The following is a 25,282-nucleotide window of genomic DNA, read 5'->3' on the forward strand; positions in this document are numbered from 1 at the left end:
GTGCCTGCGAGCAAGGCCCTTGCCCCTTCTGCAAGGACCACGACTCGCGACCGTCAGGCCGAGTTGAAGCGCTGACCTCGGCGAGGCCGGGTGTCAGGTGATTACCGTACTTGTACAAATAGCCTGATACTTCTTCGCCGTCGTGCCTCGTTACGTTACCAGTCCCTCCGTACCTCCTCGTCGAACACGAGCTTCGTTCGAGCTATAGCAACCAAGTCGGGTTGGACTTCAGAATTATGCCAGTTCGACAACGACTCGAGTTCGGCAGGTCGACATTTGGTAATCATACTTCCCATCGACCGCAACAAGAACTTCGCTGAGTATTGCGTTACGGCGATTATTTCGCGCGGGTGTCTCAGCGGTTGTATCGTCTGAACACCTTGAGTGAACGCGAACGTGTTGTCTACGCCCGTGCTGGCATGTGCGGTTCCAGACCAACGGCGATAGGCCAAATCGTAATAGTCACGTTCGCCGATCCTATCCGTCAACGTCCTCAAGTCTCTGGCGCCACCAAACAACGAATACCAATGCGGATAATTTCGGTTCTGTTGGTTGCGCTGCGCCTGATATTCGAGTTCGATATCTGCCATATGGGGACGAGCAAGCACACCCTCAAGTCGTTGTATTTCCTGCTCAACTCGACTCCGCATATCATCCGTTAGCGCTGCGGAGAACTCGTTGGACACGTCGTTGTCGCGAACAATGTAAAGCCAACGAAGGTGTAGGTGCGCTTCGCCGCACAACCAAGACAAGGAACGCTGTTCGAAATCGTTCCGCGTCATGTATGTGAGAGCGACGGATGTTTCGTATGAACTGCGTACGAGAGGGATGGCTGGAGTTACACACGAGTTTGAAAGCAACGCATCTATTCCGTCAGTAGTGGCTATGCTGTAATGAAACAAAGCAAAAGGTGCTGCGATGGCATCTGGCGGACCAGTGAAATCTCGTGTTGCCCTCATGCATCGAGCGTAAGCGCCGGTTGAGTAATCTATGATCTTACGGAGTAGAGAACAGGCGTTCTCAAGTACGTCTGAACAACGAGCGATTGCTTCGTTGCGATCAAGAAGGCCTCGGAAAGGGGTCGTTGACATGAGTGGACTCCGGGTCGGGTGACTGCAGGCGTGTCCTCAGATATGCTGCCGAGAAGGTTGTTTGCGGGGGCTATGCTACGTGGTCAATCAGGCGTCCGCAACCTGTGCAAGTACGGTGCGCAAGTACGGCTGTACAAGTACGGTAGTCACCTAACACCCGGCCTCGCCCAAATCGGCGCTTCAGGCTGCGGTCTTCACCTTCCTTCCTAGTTGATCTCTTCCGGCTCCGGTGTCAACGGCGGCCGAAGAAGTGACACATGCGGCGGGTGAAAAGGTACACCCGGCCGGAGGTGACGAGCCTCAGGGTGACGTCTCGGCCTCCGTGGTGGCGGGGTTGTTATGGAGGGCGTTGAAGAGTTCGGCGTGCTGCCTCATGCGGTAGCTGTTGCCCCGGATGTTGACGATGTGGCAGTGGTGGAGCAGCCGGTCGATGAGCGCGGTGGCCATGACCTCGTCGCCGAAGATGTGACCCCACTCCTCGAAGCTCTGGTTGGAGGTGAGGATGGTGGAGCCGACCTCGTAGCGCCGGTTGACGAGCTGGAAGACGAGGGTGGCGCCGGTGCGGGAGATGGGGACGTAGCCGATCTCATCAACGATCAACAGCGCCGGGTGGGTGAGGACCTTGAGCCGGTGCTGGAGCCGCCCGGCGGCCTGTGCCTCCTCGAGGGAGGTGATGAGGTCGGCCAGGGCCCCGCCCCGAGGAGCTTTTCGATGCCTTCGGCGGCGGTGAAGCGGCCTCCGTCAACACCGGAGACAACGGGGTCGAGGGCCTCCAAAGCGCTGGGCAGCTTGAGGTCGGCAAGTTGGGCGCGGATCCGGCCGCGGCGGCTTGGGCCGCTTGGCGGGCGTCCCGAGCCACCACTTGGCCTGAGGGTTGAGGTGCGCGTCGACGGCCGCAGCTGCGGCCGTCCATGAGGTTCCTGCGAATGTAGCCGATGGGACGCTCGACCTTCCCCTTGGTCTTCGCCCGGGGTAGGGCTGCCGGGGCGCCCGGCGTCGGGGACGTGTTCACCATGACAGATGAGCAGGTACGCGCACCCGGCCTCGGGTGGAGTAGATTGGAAGGGCTCATGGACGATCGAGCCAGCCATTCGCCGTAGGCTCACTGGAGAGGACAGTCCCTTCGGCGAATGACGATAGGAAGCGAACCGCGAAGAGACTCAGGCAGATGGCGTCACCCACCGAGATTGCCCAATATCGAGCCGAGATGGCCGAGTTGTTGGAGAAAGCCATCGCGACGACGCGCGAGCTCGAGCGGTGGTTGGACGTCACCGGCGGGTGGGTTGAAGCGACGGAGCAAATCGATCTGGACGCCGATCCGACGGCCACCTTCCGGATTGTGGGCGCGCTGCTGCTGCGCAAGGCACGGCTACACACCGTCGCCGTCCTTCGGGCCAATGAGACCAGCAACCTGCACTCGCTCGCTGTGCAGATGCGGCCCGTTCTGGAGTGCGCCGGGCAGGTAGTCTTCATCTTCCACAACCTGATGATTGCGCCGGGCTTCACGATGGAGCCGGAGCGGGCCATGGATCTGGTCGGCGACCACCTGAACGCGGACTACTACGGCACGATGATCGCGGCGACGAAGGGTCAGGTCGGCCACCAGGAGTTGCTTGAGCAAATCTCAGGCGCGATGGAAAAGGCCGCGGCTCTCGACGGGTTGCCGAAACCGAAGATGCGAAAGGGAAGGAGCCTCAAACAGGCAGATAAGGTGGCGACGCTGCGGGGAGGCACCAGTTGGTACAACTACGTGAGCGAGTATTTCTGCCACGGGAGAGCCGACTGGGTGGGATACTCGTGGAGTGGGGGCGTCGTCTCGATGGACCTGGCTCCGGACGTGTTCGCGTTCGCCAGTCTGATGGACTACCTGGTAGGGCAGGTGGCCGTCATGAACGCGCACGCCGCATTGTGCCCCGTCGCTGGAGACGGAGGGTGGGGACGGGTAGAAGCCATGCTGGCCCAGCTCCGTGAAGTGCGCGAGACGTCCAAGGCTGCTCGAGACGCCGCAGTCCTGGCGTTCACCAGCGGCGGCGCGACAGAGGACTGAATTGGGCACGGGCGGAGAACCTTACGAGGGGCCGCGCGCCCTGTGCGAACGATGTCGCGGCATGCTTCGCGACCTCGTTCGGATCCATGCAGAGATCGACGCGCCGAGGCGTACGATCGGAACGGACGAACCCGATTGGATCCCTCGCCTCCGTAAGATGTGCCTCCACACGCTGGCTATTACGCGGTGGGACATCAGCGCCGACTCCATGCATGTGATGGCGACGGAGCTTCGGGCAGCTTACTGGCAGATGGATGCCGTGTGGAGGTGCATTCCCGGCGAGTTCCGGCTCGACGAGATGGACGGCAACTGGTGGGCCAACGAGGTGAGGATCGGGTTATTGCCGACGTACGACCATCCGACGCCGGTGAGCTTGGGTTTCCCATTGGCGAAGGGCGGTTTTGGCGACATCGAGAACCCGGAGGGTTACTTGCGACTCGCCGTGTGGATGGGCGAGCTCGGAGTAGGATACGGACTTGCCCTCGCCGCGCTGGCGCAGGCTCTGGACACCGACCGGGACGTGATGTCCCGTTTGGTTGCCGTCGTCCGCAGTGTTCGCCTAGAGCTGACGTGACACCGCGTCGATGGTCACCGTCTCGTCAGCACTTAGATCGCTCTCGGACACGACTCGCTGCACAAGTCGGTTCTCGCCGCCGACGGCAAGGAGCCGGGCGGTGTTCCGGTTCATCCAGGGCTGGTACCACCCGCGCCGACGGCACTCGAGCCTCGGCTACGCGTCGCCGGCGAGCTTCGAGGCGTGTGGGCGAGGCAGCGTGAGAGCCGGGACCTACCTCTCACGCCGCTACGCCTCGGCGCAGCGTGCGCTCCCGGCTCTCGGGAGCTGGCCTGGAGAGAGAAGCCACCACTTTCAACTGTCCACTAAAACGGGGTAAGTCCAGATACACCATTCGCGCTGGCCGTGTGAGACCGTCGGGGTCCAGCCAGAGCGTCGGACACTCTTTTGCCGGACAAATCGAGACATAGAAGGTGTAACCCGGATCACTCCAGAATACCTTCACGAAGTCCGGTTGGGTTGTCGACAATTGAAGCCACCGCATTTGCGCCACCTCGTTACAGGTGGGGCAACGGAACGAATTCTTACGGAATCCGGGTGTGAGGTCTTCCTTGTCTGGCACGGGATCTCAGTGGGGGAAGTCTGCGTCGTCGGGGAAGATCTCCTGCATTTCGAGCGCGCTCACTCGCCGTCGCAGATCTGCTATCTCATGCTGCAGTTCGGCGTTTTCCTGTTGCAGTTCGTCGATCTCATTCCGCATCGGCGGAAGGCTCATCGGCTCGAAGTCGAAGTCCCGGAAGTTCCTCTCGTAGTCAAAATCCGGTGTCACAGACTCCACGAACCTTGCAATACCGTCCAGCGATTCCCTGATAGCTTTCAATCTCCCGGCGTCGATATCGACCACCGGGCTCGCGAACGCGTTCACGTCGGCCACCGAGCTCATGAACGCCGTCACGTCAGCCACCGGGCTCGCGAACGCCTTGACGTCAGCCATCGGGCTCGCGAACGCCGTCACGTCGACCGCCGAGCTCATGAACGCCGTCACGTCGGCCACCGGGCTCGCGAACGCCGTCACGTCGACCGCCGAGCTCATGAACGCCGTCACGTCGGCCACCGGGCTCGCGAACGCCGTCACGTCGACCGCCGAGCTCATGAACGCCGTCACGTCGGCCACCGGGCTCGCGAACGCCGTCACGTCGACCGCCGAGCTCATGAACGCCGTCACGTCGGCCACCGGGCTCGCGAACGCCGTCACGTCGACCGCCGAGCTCATGAACGCCTTCACGTCGACCACCGGCTTCGCGTACACCATCAGCACTTCGGCGTCGAACAGTGGCCTCACGAACGCCGCCTTCGACGCTTCCGTCACCGTCTTTATCATCTCGTCGTACGCGTCCAGCCCGGCGTTCGCAGCCTTCGACGCTTCGGCTAGTGCCTGGGTCGTTGCTTTCACGCCCTCCATTGCGCGGCGGATTCCGTCGTCTTCCGTCATGATTCCCTTCCTCCGGCCCTTCAACCGTTCACGCCCTTGGCAACCGAACAGGACCCCCGGCTGGGTTGCGGCAGGGCCTTTTTCTGCGCGCGGGGACTCCCTGCGCTCCATTGCTGGAAAAAATAGCGGACGCCGGGTGTTTCTCCAACCTGCAGACGAAGCGGCGACACGCTTTTTTGGCCGGCTCAGTCGGACTGCGCTCCAGCGGCAAGAGTGGCAGATCGTGCAGCCCCAGTTGAACTTACGTGATCTCTGCCGTGATCCAGGAAATCCACACTCCGATGATCCAGCGACGGATGTTGCTCTCGCCCTGCCCCGCCGACCCGGTGAAGAGCGAACTGCCGTTGTGGATCTCGGCGATGCGGCTCCCGAGCCGGGTCCCCTGCTTCATCTTTGAGAGCTTGTTGGCCAGGAAGAGCATCTGGCCGTCGCTGGAGCGGGTGACCAGGGAGTACTCGGGATCGTCCGCGTGCTCGATCACGAACCGCGGATCGCGCATGTCCTTCTTGCCACCCATGCGCTGCAGGTCGGTCTTCCAGCTCTTCCCGTACGGCGGGTTGGAAAGCATGAAGTCGAACTCGCGCGACGGGAAGGCGTCGTTGGACAGCGTGGAATGCTCCGGGCCGCCCATGATGTTGTCGGCGGCCTCCCCCTCCCCCTTCAGCAGGAGGTCGGCCTTGCAGATGGCGTAGGTCTCGGCGTTGATCTCCTGGCCGAAGAGATGGGTGGACACCTGCTTGCCCCGCTCCTCCGCGAGCTGCTGCAGCACGTCCTCGCCCACGGTAAGCATGCCGCCGGTCCCGCACGCACCGTCGTAGAGCAGATAGGTGCCGTCGTCGATCTCGTCGGCGATCGGGAGGAAGACGAGCTTCGCCATGAGCTGCACGGCGTCGCGCGGGGTGAAGTGCTCGCCCGCCTCCTCGTTGTTCTCCTCGTTGAAGCGCCGGATCAGCTCCTCGAAGACCGTCCCCATGCCGTGGTTGTCGAGCCCGGGATGCCGGACCGTGCCGTCGGTGTCCATGACCGGCTCCGGACTCAGATTGATGTCCGGCGAGGTGAGCTTCTCGATCAGCGCGCCCAGCGCGTCGGCCCTGGAGAGCCTCGGGATCTGATTGCGGAACTCGAAGTTCTCGAGGATGTCCTGCACGCTGGGCGAGAACCCGTCCAGGTAGTCCTCGAAGTCGGCCCGGAGCTGCTGCCGGCTGGCCCGCGCCCGCAGGTCGTGCAGGGTGAACTTCGACGTGTTGTAGAATGGCTGCTCCGCCGCCTGCCGAAGGGCCACCTTCTGTTCGGCGATCCCCATCTCGTCCAGCGTGTCCTTCATGTCCAGGACGGCCTGCTTGGTGGGCTCGAGCACGGCGTCGAGCCGCCGCAGAACGGTCATGGGAAGGATGACGTCGCGGTACTTCCCGCGGACGTAAACATCCCGCAGGACATCGTCTGCGATCCCCCAGATGTAGTTCGTGATCCAGCCCAGATCGCCGTTCGTCATGTTCCGGTGGATCCTCCTTCCAGACACAAGGCCGTCCTCGAGACACCCGCCCCCTGCTCGTGATCGCCATCGCGACTTCCTGGACAGACGATCCAAGTGGAGATAGATGCAACCGCAGACCGGGTTCTGACAACAGCAAGCAACCGGCTTCCGAGTTGGCCGGGATGCTGGCATGTAAGCCGAAGATGCTGGCTGCGGTCGCACTCGCCAACAGGACGGCGCGGATGGGTCTGGGCGCTGAGCACGAAGAAGGAGATCTATCAGGTTCGCGCTGCCGCCTGACCGGGCGGCGAAAGGAGAGAGGGGAGAAGCCAAAAAGCAGAGACACTGCCGACACATGCGGACAGGACGCGAAAACCGGTAAGGGCAAACGGTCTAGAAGACGGGATCGGAAAACCAGAAAGCGCTACACGGCCTTCGAACCCGCTTCATCGATTTGGATCCGATCTCACACACACCATACGGGCCCCGCGGCCAACGAAAGCTGCATCAAGAGGCCGGACATACGACAGTACCCGACCAAGCTGCCACCGACTCGATTCTGAAGCCGGCTTGCCCATCCGGCGGCGTCCACATACGAGCGCTCCCACCGCACACTTCTGGACCCGTGCCTGAGGGTGAAGGGGCCCACGACCTGGTACCAGTCGGTCACCGACACGCAGGAGGATCTGGACGCCTACATCGAGACCTCCAACCGGAAGCGCCCCTACCGCGGCCGCAGCATGGAGGGCGCGACGCCGTACCAAGTCTTGAAGAAAGGGATCCGGCAGCCCACCAGCCGGAACAAGTCAACCCTAGCCCGGATTTCTCACAGGATGAAGTAGGCACCGGCCTCCAGTAGTCGCTAAATTGTTCTTGCCCAAGAACATGACGGCTACACAGGAGGAGGACCGGTACCGACACAGCGTAAGGCCATCTCGTTCGCCTTTCAAGGCTGCCAGGGCCGCAGAGTCGTGGCCTCATTCAACGGGGGCGCGATCACCTCCAACGCCGGGGCGTTGCTGCTCAGCCGGATCGGACGATCCACGCGCCTGTTCGAGCGCGTCGCCGCCTGCTTCACCGACCACCGGGATCCGCGCTTCACCGAACACGCCCTCGCCACCCTCGTCGCCCAGCGCATCGTCGGCCTCGCCTTGGGCCACGAGGATCTGAACGACCACGACCAACTGCGCCACGATCCCGTCCCGGGGCTCATCTCCGGCAAGATCGAGGGCGCCCGCAGGGACTGCGCCGCACTGGCCGGCAAGAGCACACTCAACCGGCTCGAGCACGCCCCCGAGGGCGAGCCGGGCCGCTACCACAGGATCGGCCACGATGTCGAGGCGCTACAGGACCTGCTCCCCGTCCTGTTCACCGAGTCCTGGTCCGGCGCGCCTCCCTCACGCCTCGTCCTCGACATCGACTGCACCGACATCGAGGTCCACGGCCGCCAACAGGGCCGCTTCTTCCACGGCTACTACGACCACTACTGCTTCCTGCCGCTGTACATCTTCTGCGGCCACCACCCCCTGGCCGCCGTCCTGCCGCCCCGGCAACGCCGACCCCGCCGAGGGCGTCACCGAGCGGCTTGGGCGCATCATCGCGCTCATCCGCCGCCGCTGGCCCCGCGTCGAGATCCTCGTCCGCGCCGACTCCGCCTACGCCCGCGAGGAACTCATGGCCTTCTGCGAGCGGGAGAACATCCACTACGCCATCGGCCTCGCCGGGAACGAACGGCTCACGGCAAGGATCCAACCGGAACTCGCCGCCGCCGAGGCCAGTTCCCTCAGGCGCAACCGCCCCGCGCGACGCTTCAAGGACTTCTCCCACTCCACCCGCGAGAGCTGGTCCCGAGCACGGCGCGTCGTCGGCAAGGCCGAGCACCTCCCCGGCAAGGCCAACCCCCGCTTCGTCGTCACCTCGCTGCCGGAGAGGATTGCCTCCTCCAGAACCGTCTACGAGCGCATCTACCGCCCCAGGGGCGAAGCCGAGAACGCCATCAAGGAGCAGCAGCTCGACCTCTTCGCCGCGCGCACCTCCGCCACCCCCACCCGCGCCAACCAGCTCCGGCTCCTCTTCTCCGCCTTCGCCTCCGTCCTCACCGCCCGCGTGCGGGACGCCCTCCACCATACCCGCCTCGCACGCGCCACCGCCGGTTCGCTGCGCCTCGAGCTCCTCAAGATCGGCGCCCGCGTCTCCGTCTCCGTCCGCCGCGTCGCCATCGCCATGGACTCCCACCACCCCTTCCAGACCGAGTTCGCTCGCGTCCACGCAAGCTTCCCCACGTAGAAACGCCGTAAGACCCACCGCCCAGCCCGCCCGCGGTCCGGGCCGACGCACCCGTGTCTCCTCGCCACACCCCGACCCACCACGAACGCGGGGCGTCCCCTCAAAGGCCCGCGGAAAAAGGGCGACCGCGTCGTCCGGGACTATCCGAACGTCCCAAGTCCGACCATTATCGCGCCCACTATGCCCGAAACGACCTCAGCCGAGCGCCCGCGGGCAGCGTGTGAGAAATCCGGGCTAAAGGCGATGAACACCGCAGTCTGGTCCGATGGCCTCCGCGAAGCCGCGTCTCAACTGAATACGGTACTCGTACACGCCGTCCCTCACGGCCCCCTTCGCGTACCGATGGCCAATGCCGCCGACCCTGCCACTCTACCGCCCCTCACCCACCCCCAACAGCGACCAGCGTCACTTCATCGTTCGGATCGCAATGCACCACCGCCGTCGAACCATGGAGATCGACTCCGGTGATCCCCACGCGATCTGACTCGTCCCGCAGGCCTCACTGCCGGTAAAGTTCCCAGATTCCACCAACGACACTCTGCCGATTCCAACCGACTATCTTCCCGGCGGCGTCGGCAACGACGACCGACCGTCGTTGCTGCCCCCAAGGATTAACCGCCAAGATTGGTTTCCCTTTCTCCCCTGCACCGAGGATCTCCTTTGCGATCCACTTGCTGTACGTCGCATACATGCCGGTCGGAATCACAACAACGTGGCTTCGCGCAATCTTCCTGAGAATCGCATCCATCAAGGCACCCTCAGTTGGTGCATCGTGGATCGGATCATCTTTCGGCACTGAGTAATCGGCAAAAACCAACGACGCTTGGCCAAAGCGCCACACGCGGCTATAGATCCATTCGCACAGCGTTTCGTAGTGACTGGAGTAGGCCCATGAGTGGCTGATAAAGATGTGAATGCGATGTGTGCTCATTGTCGTCCTTTATCTACACAACAGATAGAGTCCGCCGGCAGCTACCAGAACCTGGATTAGCCCGAAGATCTTCGGCGTCGCCGACTCAACTTTGGTAAACGGTCGGTACGTCTTCGGGTCTTCGCCAGATCCGAGAGCAACCCACTCGGCAGTGAACATCCTCGCTGGCAGTCTCCGTTCAATCTCGTGAATCACGCGGAACTTACCCGTGCTCAACTGTCGAAACGACGTAATCAATCGGTGCCAGATGACACACAGCGTCATTCCTCCCAAAGCAAATCCGATAATCGCAGCAGATTCCAGGGTGCCAGTGTCAGCATCTGGGAGGAGAAGACCCTCGCCTGCAAGTATGATTGAGTTCACAGAAAGAAAAAAGGTATTTACGCTCTGTCGCCGAACCACAAGCGCTTCGGAAGTCGCGACCAACAATTGATATTGCGCTAGCAGGGTCTTGCCGTCGTCTTCGGCTTCCGCATCGCAAAATAGAGTAGCTCTGACTTGCTCAGCGCTGCCGGTCATATAGCTCCTTCACAATCGCACGGACGTTCCATCGCATGGGTGTAACGCCGATCTCGGAGAGTGCGGGCGGAATCGACACGGCTGTAGACTCGAGATAGACGGCAAGCACTAGTTTGCCGAGATCAGCGCTCTTTCGGATTTCCCAATTGACTGGTTCGCTCTGATAGGTTGTGTCGCCAACCATACAGATGGTAGCGGAGCACGATCGAATGATTCCTTCGACCTCCGGCTTCCATGGGTCCCTACACGGCATGTCGGTGGAGTACTCGCGGAGTGACAACGTCGACTGTCTGTTCGTCAACTGGCAACAAAAGAGATCAACGAGGGTCGTGTGCTCCTTCCTAGAACTGAGGAAGACTGTGAGCTCTGTCCTAGAAGCGTCCTCGGTGGGGAAGCCATGCTTAGTCTTCCCTTCGAACGCGGCTCCCGGGAAATGTTGAGCTGCGTGGACAAACAAGGAGTCTAGGCGGTGGAGTTCGTGGCCGGACAGAGTTCGGCCTCCCACCTCAATTCGCGATATCGCCGAGCGCGAGAGGTCAAGGGGCGTCGCCACATCTCGCCGGGTCATGCCGCTGGCCTCCCGGGAACAGAGTGCAGACGGCGGAGCTCAGTTTGGTCGATGGTCATCGTTGTCCAATACAGTCAAGGCGAGTACACATGGTTGTCCGTGCCCGTTTAACGGTCTAGCATTAGCTGGATTTGTCGCTTCCGCTGGTCCGGTACTGTTTCGCTCCCTTGCAAGATCAACGCGGTGGGCAGGAATCGCAAGGCGGTCACGGTACTGTCTTGTCAAACCGCAATAGAAATGTCCGGGGTTAGGGCGCAATAGAAATGTCCTCCCCGGGGGTTCCGGTTTTGGCCCCGGCTCCGGTCGCTTCGGGGATGCGGGGCGGTTCGTTCTTGTTGGATATCCCTTCTCTCTCGCGGCGGAGGTTCCGGCGCGCGATGGCCTGTTGGGCACTGGCTTGGAAGTGCTTGCGCCAGGGGTGGTCCGGAGCTGGCTTGGGAGGTGCGGGCCGCGGCTTTGCCGGCTTGGCGGGCGCGTCGTTGGGGGAAGCGGCGGGGGCTTGGCATACGGATTCGACATCCAGGTAGCGCTCACCGAAGCGGAAGCGGACCTCACCGTCGAGGCGGCGCTCGACGATGACCTCGGCGGACGGGGCGATGCCGCCGGCCTCCCGCTCCGGGATCTGCCAGCGCCGCTTCCGGAACCGGATCGTGAAGTCGCGGGCCACGACGCGGGTATCGGTCTCGGCGAAGAGCGCCTCGAGGTCCACGCCGGGCGGGAGCGGACGGTGCGCGTCGCGGGGATCGGCGGGCTCGACGGTGAAGCGCTCGTTCCAGAACGGGACCCAGTAGTCCTCCAGAAAGCGGTTGGCCGCCTCCAGCGTGGCGATCCCCTCCAGCCGCATCTCCTTGACCAGCCGGTCCTGCGCGGTGCCGAAGCTGCGCTCGACCCGTCCCTTGGCCTGGGGAGAGCCGGCCAGAATCACCTCGACGCCCAGCCCGCCCAGCGCGCGCGAAATGATCGTGCCCGTGCGCTCCTCCCGCTTCGACAGCCACTGCCCGAAGTGCCCCGCATGGTCGGTGTAGACCGCCACGGGCCGGCCGTGGCGCCCCAGATACTCGATGATCGCCCGCCGGTTCTCCGCCCCGTTGTCGCGCGCCACGAAGCGGGCCATGAGCAGACGGCTCGTCGCGTCGTCGTGGATCGAGATCAGCGTCTGGCTCCCCGGCGATCGCTCCTCCAGCCACGGGTGCGCGGAGCTGTCCCACTGCCCCGGTTCGCCCAGCGCCGCCCGCCTGGGCCGCCGGCTGCGGTGCCGCGCGCGCCGCCGGCGCCGCTCCCACCGCCCGGCCTCCAGCATCCACCGTCTGAGCGTGTCCGCGCTCACGACGACGCCGAAACGCCGCCAGAGGTGCTCGGCCAGCAGCGTCGGGCCGAAGTCCGCGTACAGCGGATCGGCCGCCACCGACAGCGCAAGCTCCCGCACCGCCGCGGGCAGCGACCGGTTCGATGGCCGCCCCTTGAGGCCGTGCACCGCCGCAGCGTCACCCTCCGCTGCGAACCGCCGAAGCAGACGCCGGAAGTGACGAGGCGTCACCCCGAGCCGCGCCGCCCCGGCCGCTCCCGTCAGCACGCCTTCGCTCACCTGTCTAAGCACCGACACGCGGTCCCTCTCCCTCAGACTCAACTCCATCAGATCCTCTCCCGGACCATGTTCGAAGCCCCCAAACCGAACATGGACCGTAAGAGGACATTTCTACTGCGCTAAGGGAGGACATTTCTACTGCGCTACGACACACGCCCTGAGGAACGTGTCAAACCGCAATAGAAATGTCCGGGGTTAGGGCGCAATAGAAATGTCCTCCCCGGGGGTTCCGGTTTTGGCCCCGGCTCCGGTCGCTTCGGGGATGCGGGGCGGTTCGTTCTTGTTGGATATCCCTTCTCTCTCGCGGCGGAGGTTCCGGCGCGCGATGGCCTGTTGGGCACTGGCTTGGAAGTGCTTGCGCCAGGGGTGGTCCGGAGCTGGCTTGGGAGGTGCGGGCCGCGGCTTTGCCGGCTTGGCGGGCGCGTCGTTGGGGGAAGCGGCGGGGGCTTGGCATACGGATTCGACATCCAGGTAGCGCTCACCGAAGCGGAAGCGGACCTCACCGTCGAGGCGGCGCTCGACGATGACCTCGGCGGACGGGGCGATGCCGCCGGCCTCCCGCTCCGGGATCTGCCAGCGCCGCTTCCGGAACCGGATCGTGAAGTCGCGGGCCACGACGCGGGTATCGGTCTCGGCGAAGAGCGCCTCGAGGTCCACGCCGGGCGGGAGCGGACGGTGCGCGTCGCGGGGATCGGCGGGCTCGACGGTGAAGCGCTCGTTCCAGAACGGGACCCAGTAGTCCTCCAGAAAGCGGTTGGCCGCCTCCAGCGTGGCGATCCCCTCCAGCCGCATCTCCTTGACCAGCCGGTCCTGCGCGGTGCCGAAGCTGCGCTCGACCCGTCCCTTGGCCTGGGGAGAGCCGGCCAGAATCACCTCGACGCCCAGCCCGCCCAGCGCGCGCGAAATGATCGTGCCCGTGCGCTCCTCCCGCTTCGACAGCCACTGCCCGAAGTGCCCCGCATGGTCGGTGTAGACCGCCACGGGCCGGCCGTGGCGCCCCAGATACTCGATGATCGCCCGCCGGTTCTCCGCCCCGTTGTCGCGCGCCACGAAGCGGGCCATGAGCAGACGGCTCGTCGCGTCGTCGTGGATCGAGATCAGCGTCTGGCTCCCCGGCGATCGCTCCTCCAGCCACGGGTGCGCGGAGCTGTCCCACTGCCCCGGTTCGCCCAGCGCCGCCCGCCTGGGCCGCCGGCTGCGGTGCCGCGCGCGCCGCCGGCGCCGCTCCCACCGCCCGGCCTCCAGCATCCACCGTCTGAGCGTGTCCGCGCTCACGACGACGCCGAAACGCCGCCAGAGGTGCTCGGCCAGCAGCGTCGGGCCGAAGTCCGCGTACAGCGGATCGGCCGCCACCGACAGCGCAAGCTCCCGCACCGCCGCGGGCAGCGACCGGTTCGATGGCCGCCCCTTGAGGCCGTGCACCGCCGCAGCGTCACCCTCCGCTGCGAACCGCCGAAGCAGACGCCGGAAGTGACGAGGCGTCACCCCGAGCCGCGCCGCCCCGGCCGCTCCCGTCAGCACGCCTTCGCTCACCTGTCTAAGCACCGACACGCGGTCCCTCTCCCTCAGACTCAACTCCATCAGATCCTCTCCCGGACCATGTTCGAAGCCCCCAAACCGAACATGGACCGTAAGAGGACATTTCTACTGCGCTAAGGGAGGACATTTCTACTGCGCTACGACACACGCCCTGAGGAACGGGTAGAAAATGAGTCCCTCGACCGTTAGGCTTCTGCGGAGAGCCATGTCAGTTAGATTCGCCACGCATTCAAGGGAGCAGTGTGCATGCCACACACGTTGGATCCGGTCGGGCCGTTTCCGTATCAAGGTAGCAAGCGACGTATCGCGCCCCAGATTGTTCGACATTTGCCCCGCCACGCCGAGCGGTTCGTGGAACCGTTTGCAGGCTCGGCCGCGATGTCACTCGCCGTCGCAGCGCGTCGAAGGGCCGCTCACTCTTGGATTAACGACGCGCATGAGCCACTCATTATTCTTTGGAAAGAGATTCTAGAACGCCCTCGGGCACTCGCTGAGCAGTATGCTCTTCTTTGGAACGAACAGCGGGGTCGGGAACGCGAATACTTCACACTCGTTCGCGATCGATTCAATCGTGCCCATGATCCGGCAGACCTGCTGTATCTTCTGGCCCGCTGCGTGAAGGCTGCGATCCGGTACAACTCAAGTGGTCACTTCAACAACACACCGGATCATCGGCGCCTTGGAGCGCGGCCTTTGGAGGTGCGACGACGCCTACTTCTCGCTTCGTCTCTCCTAGAAGGTGCCCGCCTGACCGCGCTGGATTACGCTGCCGTCTTGCGACGATGCACGAGCACAGACGTGATTTACATGGACCCCCCATATCAGGGAGTGTGCCGTTCACGAGACCACCGTTACTTGCCGAAAATCGACCACGATCGATTCTCCGAAGAACTACATGAACTGCGCACTCGTGACCTCATGTTTGCGGTGTCGTACGATGGACGGACTGGTGATAAACGATTCGGACGAGATCTACCCTCAGAACTCGGCCTGGTACGCCTAGAGATCCGGGCGGGCCGCTCGACTCAGGCGACACTCCTCGGGCGTAAGGAGGTGACCTACGAATCGCTGTACCTTTCTCCCTCGCTCGCGAACGCCGCCGCGCAGTCGACTGGCGTTCCGGTCGTCACGCAGCCTCAACTTCTCTAGGGTTCGCTCCACTTATGGGCTCTGACAGAGGTCTCGGGCGAGATGAGCTTCCGGAGTGGTTCATCGAACACTTGAAGACTGTTAAGGGCAAACGCTCTCGGATCGTGATCGATCACATCATGGAGCAGGGATACATAACTACCGAGGAGCTAGCGGAACAATATGGCTACGGCCATCCACCACGAGCTGCCCGAGATGTGCGCGAGCAAGGGATCCCCCTCGTCACGTTCTATGTGCCTGGTGCTGACGGGCGCCGAATTGCGGCTTATAGGTTCGGCAACCCTTCGGAGACGGACCGATCAAGATTAGGCGGTCGCAGAGCTTGGCCAACTAACCTCAAGCAGACCCTGTTGGACGGCTCGGGTTCTCGATGCGCCGTTTGTGGCGGCCGCTGGGAGCCGCGGGACCTACAGATCGATCATCGCGTCCCATATGAGATCGCGGGAGATCCTAGCACAAGCAACATAGATGAAGCCGACGTGATGCTGCTCTGTGCTTCGTGTAACCGCACTAAGTCTTGGACTTGCGAACACTGCCCCAACTTGGCCGAGGCCCGGAGTTCCGAGTTGTGCCGCAGCTGCTACTGGGCGACCCCGGACGCTTACACTCACGTTGCCCTGAAAGCCATCCGCCGCGCCGATGTTGTTTGGTCCGCCGAAGAGGTGCCGGAATATGACTCGGTGGCATGCTTAGCTTCGCGCGGCAACCTTAACGTTCCAGATTTCATAAAAAGGCTATTGCGCGAAGCCATCGGCCGCAGTCAATCCAGCTAGCTGCTAGTGTAGTGTGTCGAACAGATTATTGTTAATGGTCCAGGGAGCGGCTATCTTACGAGTCCGTCGAGGAGATTCGGAACCTGCCAACGATTGTGAGACATATCACAAATCAGTTTAGTGATCCCTCCTTTCCGTCGGCACCGCTGCCTTGCGCCGCTGCCTCCGCGCCATCAACTACGCTGACGGGGATGGGCCGGTTGATCCAGACCTCCGCGGCGAGTTCCGCGGCACGGGGCGGGCCGGCCACGAAGCGGTCGGGGCGGGCGGCGTAGGCGGCGGCGAGCACCTCCTGCCTGTGCTCGATCACGGCGGGCGCCCGGCCGAAGTGGACCTGCTCGGGTGTGAGCAGGCCGATGCCGCCATGCCGGTGCCCGGCGTTGTACCACATGAAGAAGTCGCGGCAGAAGTCCTTCGCCTCCTCGATGCCGCCGAAGCGGCCGGGGAAGCCGGGGTGGTACTTGACCGTTTTGAACTGCGCCTCCGAGTACGGGTTGTCGTTCGAGATCCGGGGCCGGCTCAGCGACTGCGTGATGCCCAGGTCGGCCAGCAGCTGCGCCGTGCACTTGCCCGTCATGGGCGATCCCCGATCCGAATGAAGCGTGAGCACCCGCGGCTGGACGCCGTGCTTCAGGCAGCTCTCCTCGATCAGGCGCCCGGCCAGCCCCGCGGTCTCCCGCTCCGCCACCATCCAGCCGACGGCGTAACGGCTGAAGATGTCCAGGATCACATACAGATAGAAGTACCGCCACTTCTCCGGCCCGAGGAGCCGCGTGATGTCCCAGGACCACACCTCGTTGGGTGCCCGGGCCACCACCTCGGGCTTCGGATGGTTCGGGTGGCTGCGCTGGGCCCGGCGCTCCCGGACCGCCTTGTTCCCGGCCAGGATCCGGTACATCGTCCGCTCCGAGCACAGGTAGACGCCCTCGTCCAGCAGCGTCGCGTACACTTCCGCGGGAGCGCGGTCCGCGAAGCGCGGCGAACACAGCACCTCGAAGACCTCGCCGTGCTCCGCTTCGCTCAGGGCCCGGGCAGGAGCCGGCCGGGGCTGCCGCTGCCCGGTCTTCGGCCTCCGGCGACGGTAGAACGTGGCGTGCGCGACCCCCAAGGCCGCGCACGCCGCGCGTACGCCCACGTGCCCGGCCAAGCCTTCGGCCGCGCTCAAGAGCTCTTCCCGTCCCCGAGGCTCAACCCCAGCAGCCCCGATACTTTTCCCTGGACCTCGATCACGATGCGCGCCTTGCGGAGTTCCTCGCGCAGCCGCGCGTTCTCCCGCTCCAGCTTCCGCACCTTCCTCGCCTCACGCTTTCCGCTCGAGGGCCTCGGTCCGCGCTTCTTCGCCAGCCCCCGCAGCGACCCCTCCCGCGCCGCCTTCCGCCACGACGACAGGTGCGAACTGTACAGCCCCTCGCGCCGAAGCAACTCTCCCATCTCGCCCGGCGTCTCGCAGGCGTCCGCCTGCTCCACGATCGAAAGCTTGTATGCCGCCGTGAAACGCCGCCGCGTCGCCTTCGCCGACACCTCCGGATCCGGCCCCGCTGCCGCGCTTCGCTTGCCCTCCCCCGACGAGAGGGGCGTTCCGTTCACCTTCATTCCTTCTCCTCGTCCCATCCTCCATCTCTCTGCCTCGCCCTACTCTAATCTCTTTCTCCTCTCGTGTCTCGCTAGTGTTGGCAGAGAGGGGCAGCGCCTGTCGGCGATCCGCGCCTTCGCCCGCTTTGTCGCCAGCCGCGACCCCGGACATCTCGAGTGGAGCGCAAGTATCCGCGCCATTGCCTCCAAGAAAGCAACGCCGCGGCCGATCGGCTGGCTCAGCAAGACCGAGATGAAAAAGCTGCTCGACGTTCCGGACCGCCGGGCACCGAGAGGCCGGATCGAACACGCCTTCCTCCTGTTCCTCTACAACACCGGAGCGCGCGTCTCCGAAGGCACACAACTCGTGGCGGGCGATCTCCAAGTCGGACGACGTGATGGCGGGCACGCGCTCGTCAACATCCACGGCAAGGGGGGAAAACACCGGCAGTGTCCGCTGTGGCCGCGGACCGAAACTGCGCTCGCTGAACTCGTGGAAGGACGGGCCAGCGGCGATGCCGTCTTCCTCAGCCGGCAACGAAGACCCTATACGCGGTCCGGGGCCTATCGGCTCGTCCAGTGCTGTGCCGCCCGCGTGCCGTCGCTCGCCGGAAGGAGGATCACACCTCACACGATCCGTCACACCAGCGCCTGCCACCTGCTCCAGGCCGGAATCGATCTGAACACGATCCGTGCCTGGCTCGGTCATGCCAGCCTCGATACCACCAATGTCTACGCCGAGATCGATCTGGAGATGAAGGCAAAGGCTATGGCACTCTGCGATGCCGCGCAGTCCGGACCGGATCGACCGTGGAAGGAGAGAAAGGGGCTGATGGCCTTCCTCGTCGCGCTCTGATGGTAAGAGATTATGTTGCGGGAGATACGGCCACTTATCGTGTCCGAGCGGCCGATCCGGACCATCCGCACCATAATCCGGTCCGCAACATATGTTGAGTTATGCTGAATGACACATAACTCAACAACGCACACAGGATCACCCTCAAGGGCGGTTCCATGAGGAGGCTCTACGACTCGACCAAGGCCGGCTCCACGCCCTAACTTCAACCCTCAACCACGACCCCCCGGCCCGCTATGGACCTCCGCTCCTCCAAGGTGATCGGCATGGCTCGGAATCCCCGATCGGCTTGTCGGAATCCGTGGTCGGCTTCGCCGGAATACGCAGTGTGCTGCGCCTGCACGCCCGGGGGCGTCTCCACCCGCCGAGCGCCCTGAGCCTCGGCCTCCTGTGCTTGCGCCTCAGGTGCCGCACCACCGCCTGGTAGCTGCCCTCGTAGCCGTGATCCCGGACGAGGACCTCGTAGATTGTCGGACCTGAGCCGGACGACCCTCGCCCGTCAGCCGGCCATCCTCCAACACCAGTTGATCGCCTCGTCCGTCTCCTGCGAAGCCGTCTAGCGCCACAGGCTGATCCACCCTCCCGTCTCTGCCCGGTCCCTCTTCAGCCTCCTGAGCCGGTAGCGCAGCGCTCCCTCCGCCCCCCCCCCAGCTGACCGGCCAGCCGCCTGCCCGATGTGCCTCGCTCCGACATCCCCTTCGCCACCATCACCGCCTCCTTGCTCAGCTTCATCTCACCTGGCCTCCCGATCGCGAGTCGATCCGGAGGGGGACCGCTGACGGCGGCCCCGTCAACTCATCAGGTCCGTAAGGCTGGATCTCTCCTGAGCTGCAGAGTGGGGTGATCTCCTACAAACGCCCTATCAGGTCTTCAAGAAAGCGATCCGGAAGCCTCGGAAGCGAAGGGACTCAGCTAGGAAGGGGGCCAAGACCGCCGCCTGAAGCGCTGACCTCCGCGAGGCCGGACGTCAGGTGATTACCGTACTTGTACATCTTGCATCCTGCCTACGCCGCAGCCGTGGCGACGCTAGATGCTACTTGCACGCCCCCCGCACCGGCCCTTACACTAGTCTCCGCGTTGCCTCCTCCAGCGTACTTTGTCACATGCGAGCGGTCCGTTACAACTTGGAAGAGTTCTTCGGGATCCGGCACTCACCACCTGTCCGCGATCCCTTCTCCCTTCATCCGACCACGCAACCACAGGCGTCACATGACCGGCAGAACCCACAGTCCCACCCGATTGATGCTGTACGCGGCGCTCTCTGCCGTCGAGACGGATCTCCGGCGATTCCTGATCGAACATACTCCCTCCGAGGATCCGGTTCAGTTTCTTGGTCCTACCTTACATACCGCCTGTCTTGATCGCGCATCCCAGCAAGCGGACACCTTATCATCGACAACCATTGCCGATCTGGTAACATATGCCGATTTCGCCGATCATTTTCACTTGATCAATTCCCACCGCCACCTCTTTCCGTCGGCGGCCGCATCTCACATCAAAGACATCACTCACAAGCTTGAACGTTTGGTCCCCATCCGGAACCGTGTCATGCACTCGCGCCCGCTACATGCGGGTGACTTCCCCACCACGTTCGACCTCGTGGACCGCCTCGCTAACGTTCGCGTCGGGCCTTGGACCGAGGTCCGCAACACACTTAACCTCCTCACCGCCGACCCCAGCTCCATCTCCAACCTTCGCATCCCCGTCTTACCATCACCTTCTGTCCGCGTCGCACACAATTTACCAACACCGGATTTTGATGAGACCGGATTTGTCGGCCGTGACGATTTCCTCTCGCGCACAATCACAGCTGTCCTGGGCCAATACCCAGTCATCACCATCTTTGGTGAAGGCGGAATCGGCAAATCCGCCGTAGCGTTGAAGGCCGCCTATGACATCCTCGACAGTCCGGACTGCCCCTTCGATCTCGTTATCTGGGCTTCTTCCAAGACCCACGCACTCACCGGCCCCGACATTCAACGAATCAGCGACAGTATCGCTACGTCCCTCGATCTAATAAGCGACGTCTCCCAAGCCCTTGGCCGCACCAACGTAGGCGATCCCGTTGACGCTTTGCTAGACGACCTGACGGCTCTACCTACACTACTTATTCTCGACAACCTTGAGACAGTTCTCGATGATCGCATTCGGTCTTTTCTCGGCCGTCTCCCACGCGGCACTAAAGTGCTATTGACCTCACGGATCGCACTCGGTGCCTTTGAACACCCCCTAAAGCTCGATCCCATGAACGGTGACGACACCGTCGTCCTCATGCGTGCCCTTGCACGAGCCCGTCACGTCGACAGTCTCGTGCACTGTCGCAACCGAACGCTCCAAGAATATACTGCTCGGTTACACAACAATCCTGGCTTCATCAAATGGTTTGTCGCTGGCGTACAAGCCGGCGCTCGACCCGAAGATCTGTTGGCAAATCCTGACACATTCCTCGATTTTTGCTTTACAAACGTCTATGACCACTTGAGTGACGATGCCAAAACGGCCCTCCGTTGTCTTGTGCCTCTCTCAGAAGCCAGTCTCGGAGACATCGGTTATCACGCGAACCTTGAGGGTTTCACGTTGACGGAGGCCGTCAATGATCTACTGAGAACCAACATGGTTTCCACTCATTACGTGTCAGAGGGGGCGACTTACGACACATATTATCAAGTCACAGAGATTGCGGCACAATATCTAGTGAAACATCACCCCCTGTCACCTCAGGAGCTGCGGCACATCGAAGACAACCGACGAAAGATAGTTGCGGTTCACGAGCAGATCGCGGCTACTGGAAGACGAGATCCGTATCAACGGACGGCAATATTCTTGCGTTCCCGTCGGGACATAGTTCCCGCAAAATATCTCCGGGATGCGCTTCGACTCAGTCGCCAAGCTGATTTCGATCACGCGCTGGAGGCGTTAAGCAAGGCGGCCAGACTAGCACCGGAATACTTCGAAGTGCATCGTGTGAAGGGAGTCGTCCTGGCGGAAGCCGGCAAGATCTTCGAGGCAGAGACGGCTTATCAACACGCGCTAGAGTTTAAGGAGGACTATGGGCCACTTCTCTATGGTTATGCTCTTTTCCTGATGCATAATCGTGATGACGTTGAGGGTGCGGCGGAGTTCGCAGCCCGGGCGTTGAGAGTGGACCCGGGAATACCGGCGGTCATGCTGGAACTAGGCAGAGCCCGGCTATATATGGAAGATTTTGATGGGGCCCGGGAGGCTCTTGAGCCGCTGCAAAGTACGCGGCCGCGGCTTAGTGCGGGAGACGCTCAGAAGAGTGTCGACTTATATTGTCAAACGTTTTTGCGGGAAGCGGATTTGGCGGTTCGTAGTAGGGAGTTTCTGGCTGGTCTTGAGGCATTCGAGAGGGCACGGGAGTACTTCGAGACAATACCGCAAGCGTTGACGGACCGTCGCCTTGGGATTCGATTGACTAAGGGGGTGCTGTCCGCGGTTTGGCTGGTGGATGGGATGGCCAGGGAGTTGCCGAGCAAGCGGGAAAGAGCGGAGCGCATAAGACAGTGGCTGGCCTCAGGAGGGTCGTCCGCCACGAGTGGGGTAACTGTGGAGCGGACGGGAGAGGATATCACTGTCGGGAAAGTGACGAGTCTTCCGGTCCGGGAGAATTTCGGGTTTCTGGAGGCGGAGGATGGGGCGGAGCTGTTTTTTCATCGCGAGAGTCTCGAAGATGTTGCGGCCTGGGAGGCACTTAGCATTGGTGCAGGCGTGAGTTTTCGGGTGGGGGAGGACGATGAGGGAAGACCGCGGGCGATTGACCTAAGGGTAGAGCATCCGGGCCATCTGATTTGGGAGAGGAGGGGACGGGAGCTTGAGGGAATTGTCAAATCTATCGTCGGGCATCGTGGATTTGGATTCGTGCGTGCTAATGAGGGCCCGAGCTACTTTTTCCATCGATCATTGGCGCAAGAGTGGGGCGCACTTGAGGAGGGCTGCGGAGTCACTTTCGTCGTGGGTATCAACCCGCGGGACGGAAACATCTGCGCCCGAGATGTACGAGTATTGGAGTAGCGGGTGGACCGCGGAATCGAACCAGTAATGGTTTCCCCCGAGAGGGGATGACCGCGGCTCTAACGCACGATGCGGAGCGAGGTCGGCGCTAAGAAATATGTGCGATCACTTGATGGGACGAGCGGGCACCAGATTCCCTCGTAGCGGGAGGGGCCCGGCTGCGCCGGGTCACCATGTTCGATGCGAACGGCGAGTTCGTCCAAGGCTTCGGGACCTCGATTCCGTTGCCGGATTGTCGCGGTCCGTGTCACCCCGCCCCTTGGGCCTCCTCGAGATGGATCGGTGATCGCAGCGTTCTTCGAATCAGTCGCTACCGCCCTGGAGGGTACGGTGCGCCCGGAAGTCGAAGTGCTGTTGATTCGTCCGACTGGGGATGGCGTTCACCTACAGGTGTAGCGATGGATCTCCTCACGATCCAGCGCGTCACGCTCAACGCCGGTGACCCAGTCCGGTCCCCATCGCTTGACGTCGAGGCCGGCCGGGAGATCGACTGCGGTGACGGTTCCGCTCGGGTCCACCTTGATCCACGCTCGCGAGGACTCCGTGTTCACCCGGAACTCGCCGATGGCCACGCCGCCATCCGCCGCGGCGACCACCACGCCGAAACTCGGCGTGGTCGTGTGGCGAGCGATCCGTCGTTGATCTCGCTTCAGGTCTTCCAGGGCGGGACCTTGGCTTGCATGCCGGTACCTCTCACTGAGCAATTCCTCGAGAAGCTGGCCGGAGACCGGTGAAGGCGTGGCGGAGGATCTGACGACCGCCTGCAGATCGCCTCGAGCCGAGTACTTGCGCACCTCCCACTGAGCGTCATCCGCGATCCAGGGATATGACCCCCAGATCTTGGACACCCCACCATTGTGACGTTTGACCTCCGGGAGCGGTGCTTCGCAGGGTAGAACCTGGCAGACCGGAAGGAGGTTGTCATGGCACGGCGGCGGCGGTACACGCCCAAGCTGAAGGCGCAGGTGGTGCTGGAGGTCCTGACGGGCGGGAAGACGCCCGGCCAGGTGGCCAAGGCGTACGGAGTGCGCCCGAACTCGGTACAGCTCTGGAAGCGGCGCTTCGTGGAGCGGGCGCCGGAGGTCTTCGCCGGGGACACGGCGGTGAACGAGTACGAGCGCCGGATCCGGGACCTGGAGCAACTCCTGGGCAAGAAGGAGGTGGAGATCGCCCTTCTAAAAAATTTCTTGGGCGGGAGGGGCTGAGCGTGGCTGAGAAGGTGGCGCTCGTCTCCGGAGCGCGCGAGGCGCACGGTCTGGCGCCCGCACTGCGGGCGGCGGGCCTCTCGCGCTCGACGTGGTACCACCACACCCGGACGAGGGTCAGGTACGCGGAGAAGTACGCGCACCTGGAGTCACCGCTGAAGGCGATCGCCGAGGCGCACCCGGAGTACGGGTACCGGCGGACCACCGCGGAACTCCGGGAGACATACGGATATCGGGTGAACCGGAAGGTGGTGGCGCGGCTGCACCGGCTGTGGGACCTGCCCTTGAGGCGCACGGTCAGGCGCCCGAAGCCGAGCGCGGTCCGGCGGGCCATCGACGCCGCGGGTCCGCACGCGAACCTGCTCTCGAGACGGCCGAAGGTGGAGATCGGGCCGCTGGAGGTCTTCCACACGGACTTCACCGAGCTCGTCCACGCCGATGGGACCCGGAAGGCGTGGCTGATCCCGATCCTCGATCGCCAGACGAAGTACGTCCCGGGCTTCGCCGTTGGAGCGTCGGCCAACTCCGACCTGGCGCTCTCGGCCTGGACGGTGGCGGAGCGGACCCTGGCCCGCCTCCGGAGTTCGCTTGGGGGAGTCGTCGTCCACCACGACCGGGACCCCGTGTTCACCGGTTACGCGTGGACCGGCCGGCTGCTGTCGGCGGGCGCGCGACTCTCCCATGCCCTCCGCGGACCGAGGGACAACCCGGAGATGGAGAGCTTCTTCGGCCGCTTCAAGGTGGAGAACAGGTCTCTGATCCTCGACGCCGGCTCGCTCGAGGAACTCGCGGCCGTCGTGCGGGATCGGATCAACTACTACAATCGGGTGCGCCGTCACTCCTCCCTCGGAGACCGGCCACCCCTGACCATCATCCAGGACTTCTACCGCGAGGGTTGAGCAGCACAATAAACCCGGAGATCGGGTGTCCAACTCTTGGGGGTCACTTCAGAGATCCGAAGGAACTTCCAGGTGTACGGGGCCGAAGGTCTGCTGGACCGCATGCCCGGGGCGAGAGGACCGCACCCGAACCGAGTGGCCTCGGAGGTAGAGGAGGCCATCCTGGCCCACGCGCTCGCGCACCCGACGCACGGGGCGCAGCGAGTGGCCGACGAGCTCATGCTGAGGGGTGTGCAGGTGAGCTCGGGAAGCGTACGCGGGGTATGGATCCGAGGGCGGGCTGAAGAGGCGTCACGAGCGGCTCCTGCGGCTCGAAAAGACGGTCCGGGAGAGCGACTTCGAACTGACCGAGGAACAGATCCTGGCGCTGAGCGCTTCGATCCGGAGTACCGGGAGCGTCATATCGAAGTGAAGGCCACCGGCGAACTCGTGGCCGTTGACACCTTCTTCGCGGGCACGCTGAAGGGGGTGGGCAAGGTCTACATCCAGACGGTGCTGGACTGCTTCAGCCGCTACGTGTGGGCCCGGCTCTACACCTCGACGATGCCGGTGACCGCCGTCCAGATCCTGAACAACCACGTGCTGCCCTTCTTCGAGGAACACGGGCTGAAGGTCCAGACGGTCCTGAGCGACAACGGACGGGAGTACTGCGGGCGCGAGGACCGGCACCCCTACGAGCTGTTCCTCCAGCTCGAGGAGATCGAGCACCGGAAGACGAAGGTGGGCCGGCCGCAGTCGAAGGGCTATACA

The 25,282-nt window shown here is 63.3% G+C and carries 18 protein-coding genes and 4 pseudogenes; 10 read left to right on the top strand and 12 right to left on the bottom strand.

The genetic code is table 11. The features are described from left to right. Positions 1-155: 155 nt before the first annotated feature. Both ACOOHF_RS17475 and ACOOHF_RS17480 read right to left on the bottom strand, forming a co-directional pair. Complete coding sequence (locus tag ACOOHF_RS17475) at positions 156-1,091, bottom strand: DUF5677 domain-containing protein (RefSeq protein WP_420462695.1); 936 nt, start codon at positions 1,089-1,091, stop codon at positions 156-158. Positions 1,092-1,391: 300 nt separating this feature from the next. Then, complete coding sequence (locus tag ACOOHF_RS17480) at positions 1,392-1,778, bottom strand: ATP-binding protein (RefSeq protein ID WP_420464393.1); 387 nt, start codon at positions 1,776-1,778, stop codon at positions 1,392-1,394. Positions 1,779-2,259: 481 nt separating this feature from the next. Between ACOOHF_RS17480 and ACOOHF_RS17485 the strand changes: the two genes are divergently transcribed. Then, entirely contained in the window at positions 2,260-3,138 is an 879-nt protein-coding gene (locus ACOOHF_RS17485; protein ID WP_420462696.1) for a hypothetical protein, read from the top strand. A 61-nt stretch (positions 3,139-3,199) separates the two neighbouring features. Further along, positions 3,200-3,712, top strand: coding sequence for a hypothetical protein (locus tag ACOOHF_RS17490; RefSeq protein WP_420462697.1), 513 nt, complete (start codon positions 3,200-3,202; stop codon positions 3,710-3,712). Between the two features lie 568 nt (positions 3,713-4,280). Here the strand turns inward: ACOOHF_RS17490 and ACOOHF_RS17495 are convergent. Further along, positions 4,281-5,144, bottom strand: coding sequence for a hypothetical protein (locus tag ACOOHF_RS17495; protein WP_420462698.1), 864 nt, complete (start codon positions 5,142-5,144; stop codon positions 4,281-4,283). A gap of 253 nt (positions 5,145-5,397) precedes the next feature. Continuing rightward, positions 5,398-6,636: pseudogene (locus tag ACOOHF_RS17500) on the bottom strand (type I restriction-modification system subunit M); the annotation flags it as partial. A 914-nt stretch (positions 6,637-7,550) separates the two neighbouring features. Here ACOOHF_RS17500 and ACOOHF_RS17505 point away from each other — a divergent pair. Further along, positions 7,551-8,904: pseudogene (locus ACOOHF_RS17505) on the top strand (IS1380 family transposase). Positions 8,905-9,403: 499 nt separating this feature from the next. Here the strand turns inward: ACOOHF_RS17505 and ACOOHF_RS17510 are convergent. The 6 genes and pseudogenes from ACOOHF_RS17510 to ACOOHF_RS17535 form a co-directional block, all read right to left on the bottom strand. After that, complete coding sequence (locus ACOOHF_RS17510) at positions 9,404-9,835, bottom strand: TIR domain-containing protein (RefSeq protein ID WP_420462699.1); 432 nt, start codon at positions 9,833-9,835, stop codon at positions 9,404-9,406. Positions 9,836-9,844: 9 nt separating this feature from the next. Next, a complete protein-coding gene (locus ACOOHF_RS17515; protein ID WP_420462700.1) occupies positions 9,845-10,354 on the bottom strand; it encodes a RipA family octameric membrane protein in 510 nt (169 codons plus the stop codon). Then, on the bottom strand, positions 10,338-10,607 hold the full coding sequence (locus ACOOHF_RS17520) for a TIR domain-containing protein (RefSeq protein ID WP_420464394.1): 270 nt from the start codon (positions 10,605-10,607) through the stop codon (positions 10,338-10,340). Before ACOOHF_RS17520 ends, ACOOHF_RS17515 begins: the two co-directional genes overlap by 17 nt. 213 nt (positions 10,608-10,820) lie before the next feature. Continuing rightward, positions 10,821-10,925 (bottom strand): annotated as a pseudogene (locus tag ACOOHF_RS17525) (helix-turn-helix domain-containing protein); the annotation flags it as partial. 244 nt (positions 10,926-11,169) lie between these two features. Continuing rightward, positions 11,170-12,555: an ISNCY family transposase gene (locus ACOOHF_RS17530; protein WP_420462701.1), complete on the bottom strand. Its 1,386-nt coding sequence runs from the start codon at positions 12,553-12,555 to the stop codon at positions 11,170-11,172. A 147-nt stretch (positions 12,556-12,702) separates the two neighbouring features. Next, positions 12,703-14,088 carry an ISNCY family transposase gene (locus ACOOHF_RS17535; protein WP_420462701.1) on the bottom strand — a complete coding sequence of 462 codons (1,386 nt, stop codon included), beginning with the start codon at positions 14,086-14,088 and terminating at the stop codon, positions 12,703-12,705. Positions 14,089-14,292: 204 nt separating this feature from the next. Here ACOOHF_RS17535 and ACOOHF_RS17540 point away from each other — a divergent pair, with 204 nt between their 5' ends. Next, positions 14,293-15,195, top strand: a complete 903-nt coding sequence (locus ACOOHF_RS17540) for a DNA adenine methylase (RefSeq protein ID WP_420462702.1) — start codon at positions 14,293-14,295, stop codon at positions 15,193-15,195. A gap of 119 nt (positions 15,196-15,314) precedes the next feature. Next, positions 15,315-15,968 (top strand): HNH endonuclease, encoded by a 654-nt coding sequence (locus ACOOHF_RS17545; RefSeq protein WP_420464395.1) that lies wholly within the window; start codon positions 15,315-15,317, stop codon positions 15,966-15,968. Positions 15,969-16,080: 112 nt separating this feature from the next. Here ACOOHF_RS17545 and ACOOHF_RS17550 read toward each other — a convergent pair. Beyond that, positions 16,081-17,561, bottom strand: a protein-coding gene (locus tag ACOOHF_RS17550; protein WP_420462703.1) for an IS3 family transposase whose coding sequence is annotated in 2 segments (ribosomal slippage) — positions 16,081-17,183 and positions 17,183-17,561 — 1,482 coding nt in all. Because the reading frame shifts where the segments join, the coding sequence is not laid out codon by codon here. Here ACOOHF_RS17550 and ACOOHF_RS17555 point away from each other — a divergent pair. Both ACOOHF_RS17555 and ACOOHF_RS17560 read left to right on the top strand, forming a co-directional pair. Then, entirely contained in the window at positions 17,521-18,396 is an 876-nt protein-coding gene (locus tag ACOOHF_RS17555) for a tyrosine-type recombinase/integrase (protein ID WP_420462704.1), read from the top strand. The two genes, ACOOHF_RS17550 and ACOOHF_RS17555, sit on opposite strands and share 41 nt — an antisense overlap. 1,446 nt (positions 18,397-19,842) lie before the next feature. Beyond that, positions 19,843-22,428 (top strand): hypothetical protein, encoded by a 2,586-nt coding sequence (locus ACOOHF_RS17560; RefSeq protein WP_420462705.1) that lies wholly within the window; start codon positions 19,843-19,845, stop codon positions 22,426-22,428. A 380-nt stretch (positions 22,429-22,808) separates the two neighbouring features. On the opposite strand, the gene ACOOHF_RS17565 is transcribed toward ACOOHF_RS17560, so the two are convergent. After that, a complete protein-coding gene (locus ACOOHF_RS17565) occupies positions 22,809-23,276 on the bottom strand; it encodes a hypothetical protein (RefSeq protein ID WP_420462706.1) in 468 nt (155 codons plus the stop codon). A gap of 75 nt (positions 23,277-23,351) precedes the next feature. Between ACOOHF_RS17565 and ACOOHF_RS17570 the strand changes: the two genes are divergently transcribed. The 3 genes and pseudogenes from ACOOHF_RS17570 to ACOOHF_RS17580 all read left to right on the top strand — a co-directional run. Next, positions 23,352-23,633: a transposase gene (locus ACOOHF_RS17570; protein ID WP_420462707.1), complete on the top strand. Its 282-nt coding sequence runs from the start codon at positions 23,352-23,354 to the stop codon at positions 23,631-23,633. A gap of 2 nt (positions 23,634-23,635) precedes the next feature. Continuing rightward, positions 23,636-24,532: an integrase core domain-containing protein gene (locus tag ACOOHF_RS17575; protein WP_420462708.1), complete on the top strand. Its 897-nt coding sequence runs from the start codon at positions 23,636-23,638 to the stop codon at positions 24,530-24,532. Positions 24,533-24,583: 51 nt separating this feature from the next. After that, a pseudogene (locus tag ACOOHF_RS17580) lies at positions 24,584-25,279 on the top strand (DDE-type integrase/transposase/recombinase); the annotation flags it as partial. Between the last annotated feature and the right edge of the window lie 3 nt (positions 25,280-25,282).

It is taken from the genome of Candidatus Palauibacter sp., assembly GCF_965216145.1.
In the GTDB taxonomy this organism is placed as follows: domain Bacteria; phylum Gemmatimonadota; class Gemmatimonadetes; order Palauibacterales; family Palauibacteraceae; genus Palauibacter.

Excerpts from the sequence above, each read along its gene's own strand:
- ACOOHF_RS17570 (WP_420462707.1), top strand. The coding sequence starts at position 23,352 with ATGGCACGGCGGCGGCGGTACACGCCCAAGCTGAAGGCGCAGGTGGTG.
- ACOOHF_RS17540 (WP_420462702.1), top strand. The coding sequence starts at position 14,293 with ATGCCACACACGTTGGATCCGGTCGGGCCGTTTCCGTATCAAGGTAGC.
- ACOOHF_RS17485 (WP_420462696.1), top strand. The coding sequence starts at position 2,260 with ATGGCGTCACCCACCGAGATTGCCCAATATCGAGCCGAGATGGCCGAG.
- ACOOHF_RS17490 (WP_420462697.1), top strand. The coding sequence starts at position 3,200 with ATGCTTCGCGACCTCGTTCGGATCCATGCAGAGATCGACGCGCCGAGG.
- ACOOHF_RS17545 (WP_420464395.1), top strand. The coding sequence starts at position 15,315 with ATGGAGCAGGGATACATAACTACCGAGGAGCTAGCGGAACAATATGGC.
- ACOOHF_RS17515 (WP_420462700.1), bottom strand. The coding sequence starts at position 10,354 with ATGACCGGCAGCGCTGAGCAAGTCAGAGCTACTCTATTTTGCGATGCG.
- ACOOHF_RS17530 (WP_420462701.1), bottom strand. The coding sequence starts at position 12,555 with ATGGAGTTGAGTCTGAGGGAGAGGGACCGCGTGTCGGTGCTTAGACAG.
- ACOOHF_RS17495 (WP_420462698.1), bottom strand. The coding sequence starts at position 5,144 with ATGACGGAAGACGACGGAATCCGCCGCGCAATGGAGGGCGTGAAAGCA.
- ACOOHF_RS17475 (WP_420462695.1), bottom strand. The coding sequence starts at position 1,091 with ATGTCAACGACCCCTTTCCGAGGCCTTCTTGATCGCAACGAAGCAATC.
- ACOOHF_RS17535 (WP_420462701.1), bottom strand. The coding sequence starts at position 14,088 with ATGGAGTTGAGTCTGAGGGAGAGGGACCGCGTGTCGGTGCTTAGACAG.
- ACOOHF_RS17510 (WP_420462699.1), bottom strand. The coding sequence starts at position 9,835 with ATGAGCACACATCGCATTCACATCTTTATCAGCCACTCATGGGCCTAC.
- ACOOHF_RS17520 (WP_420464394.1), bottom strand. The coding sequence starts at position 10,607 with ATGCCGTGTAGGGACCCATGGAAGCCGGAGGTCGAAGGAATCATTCGA.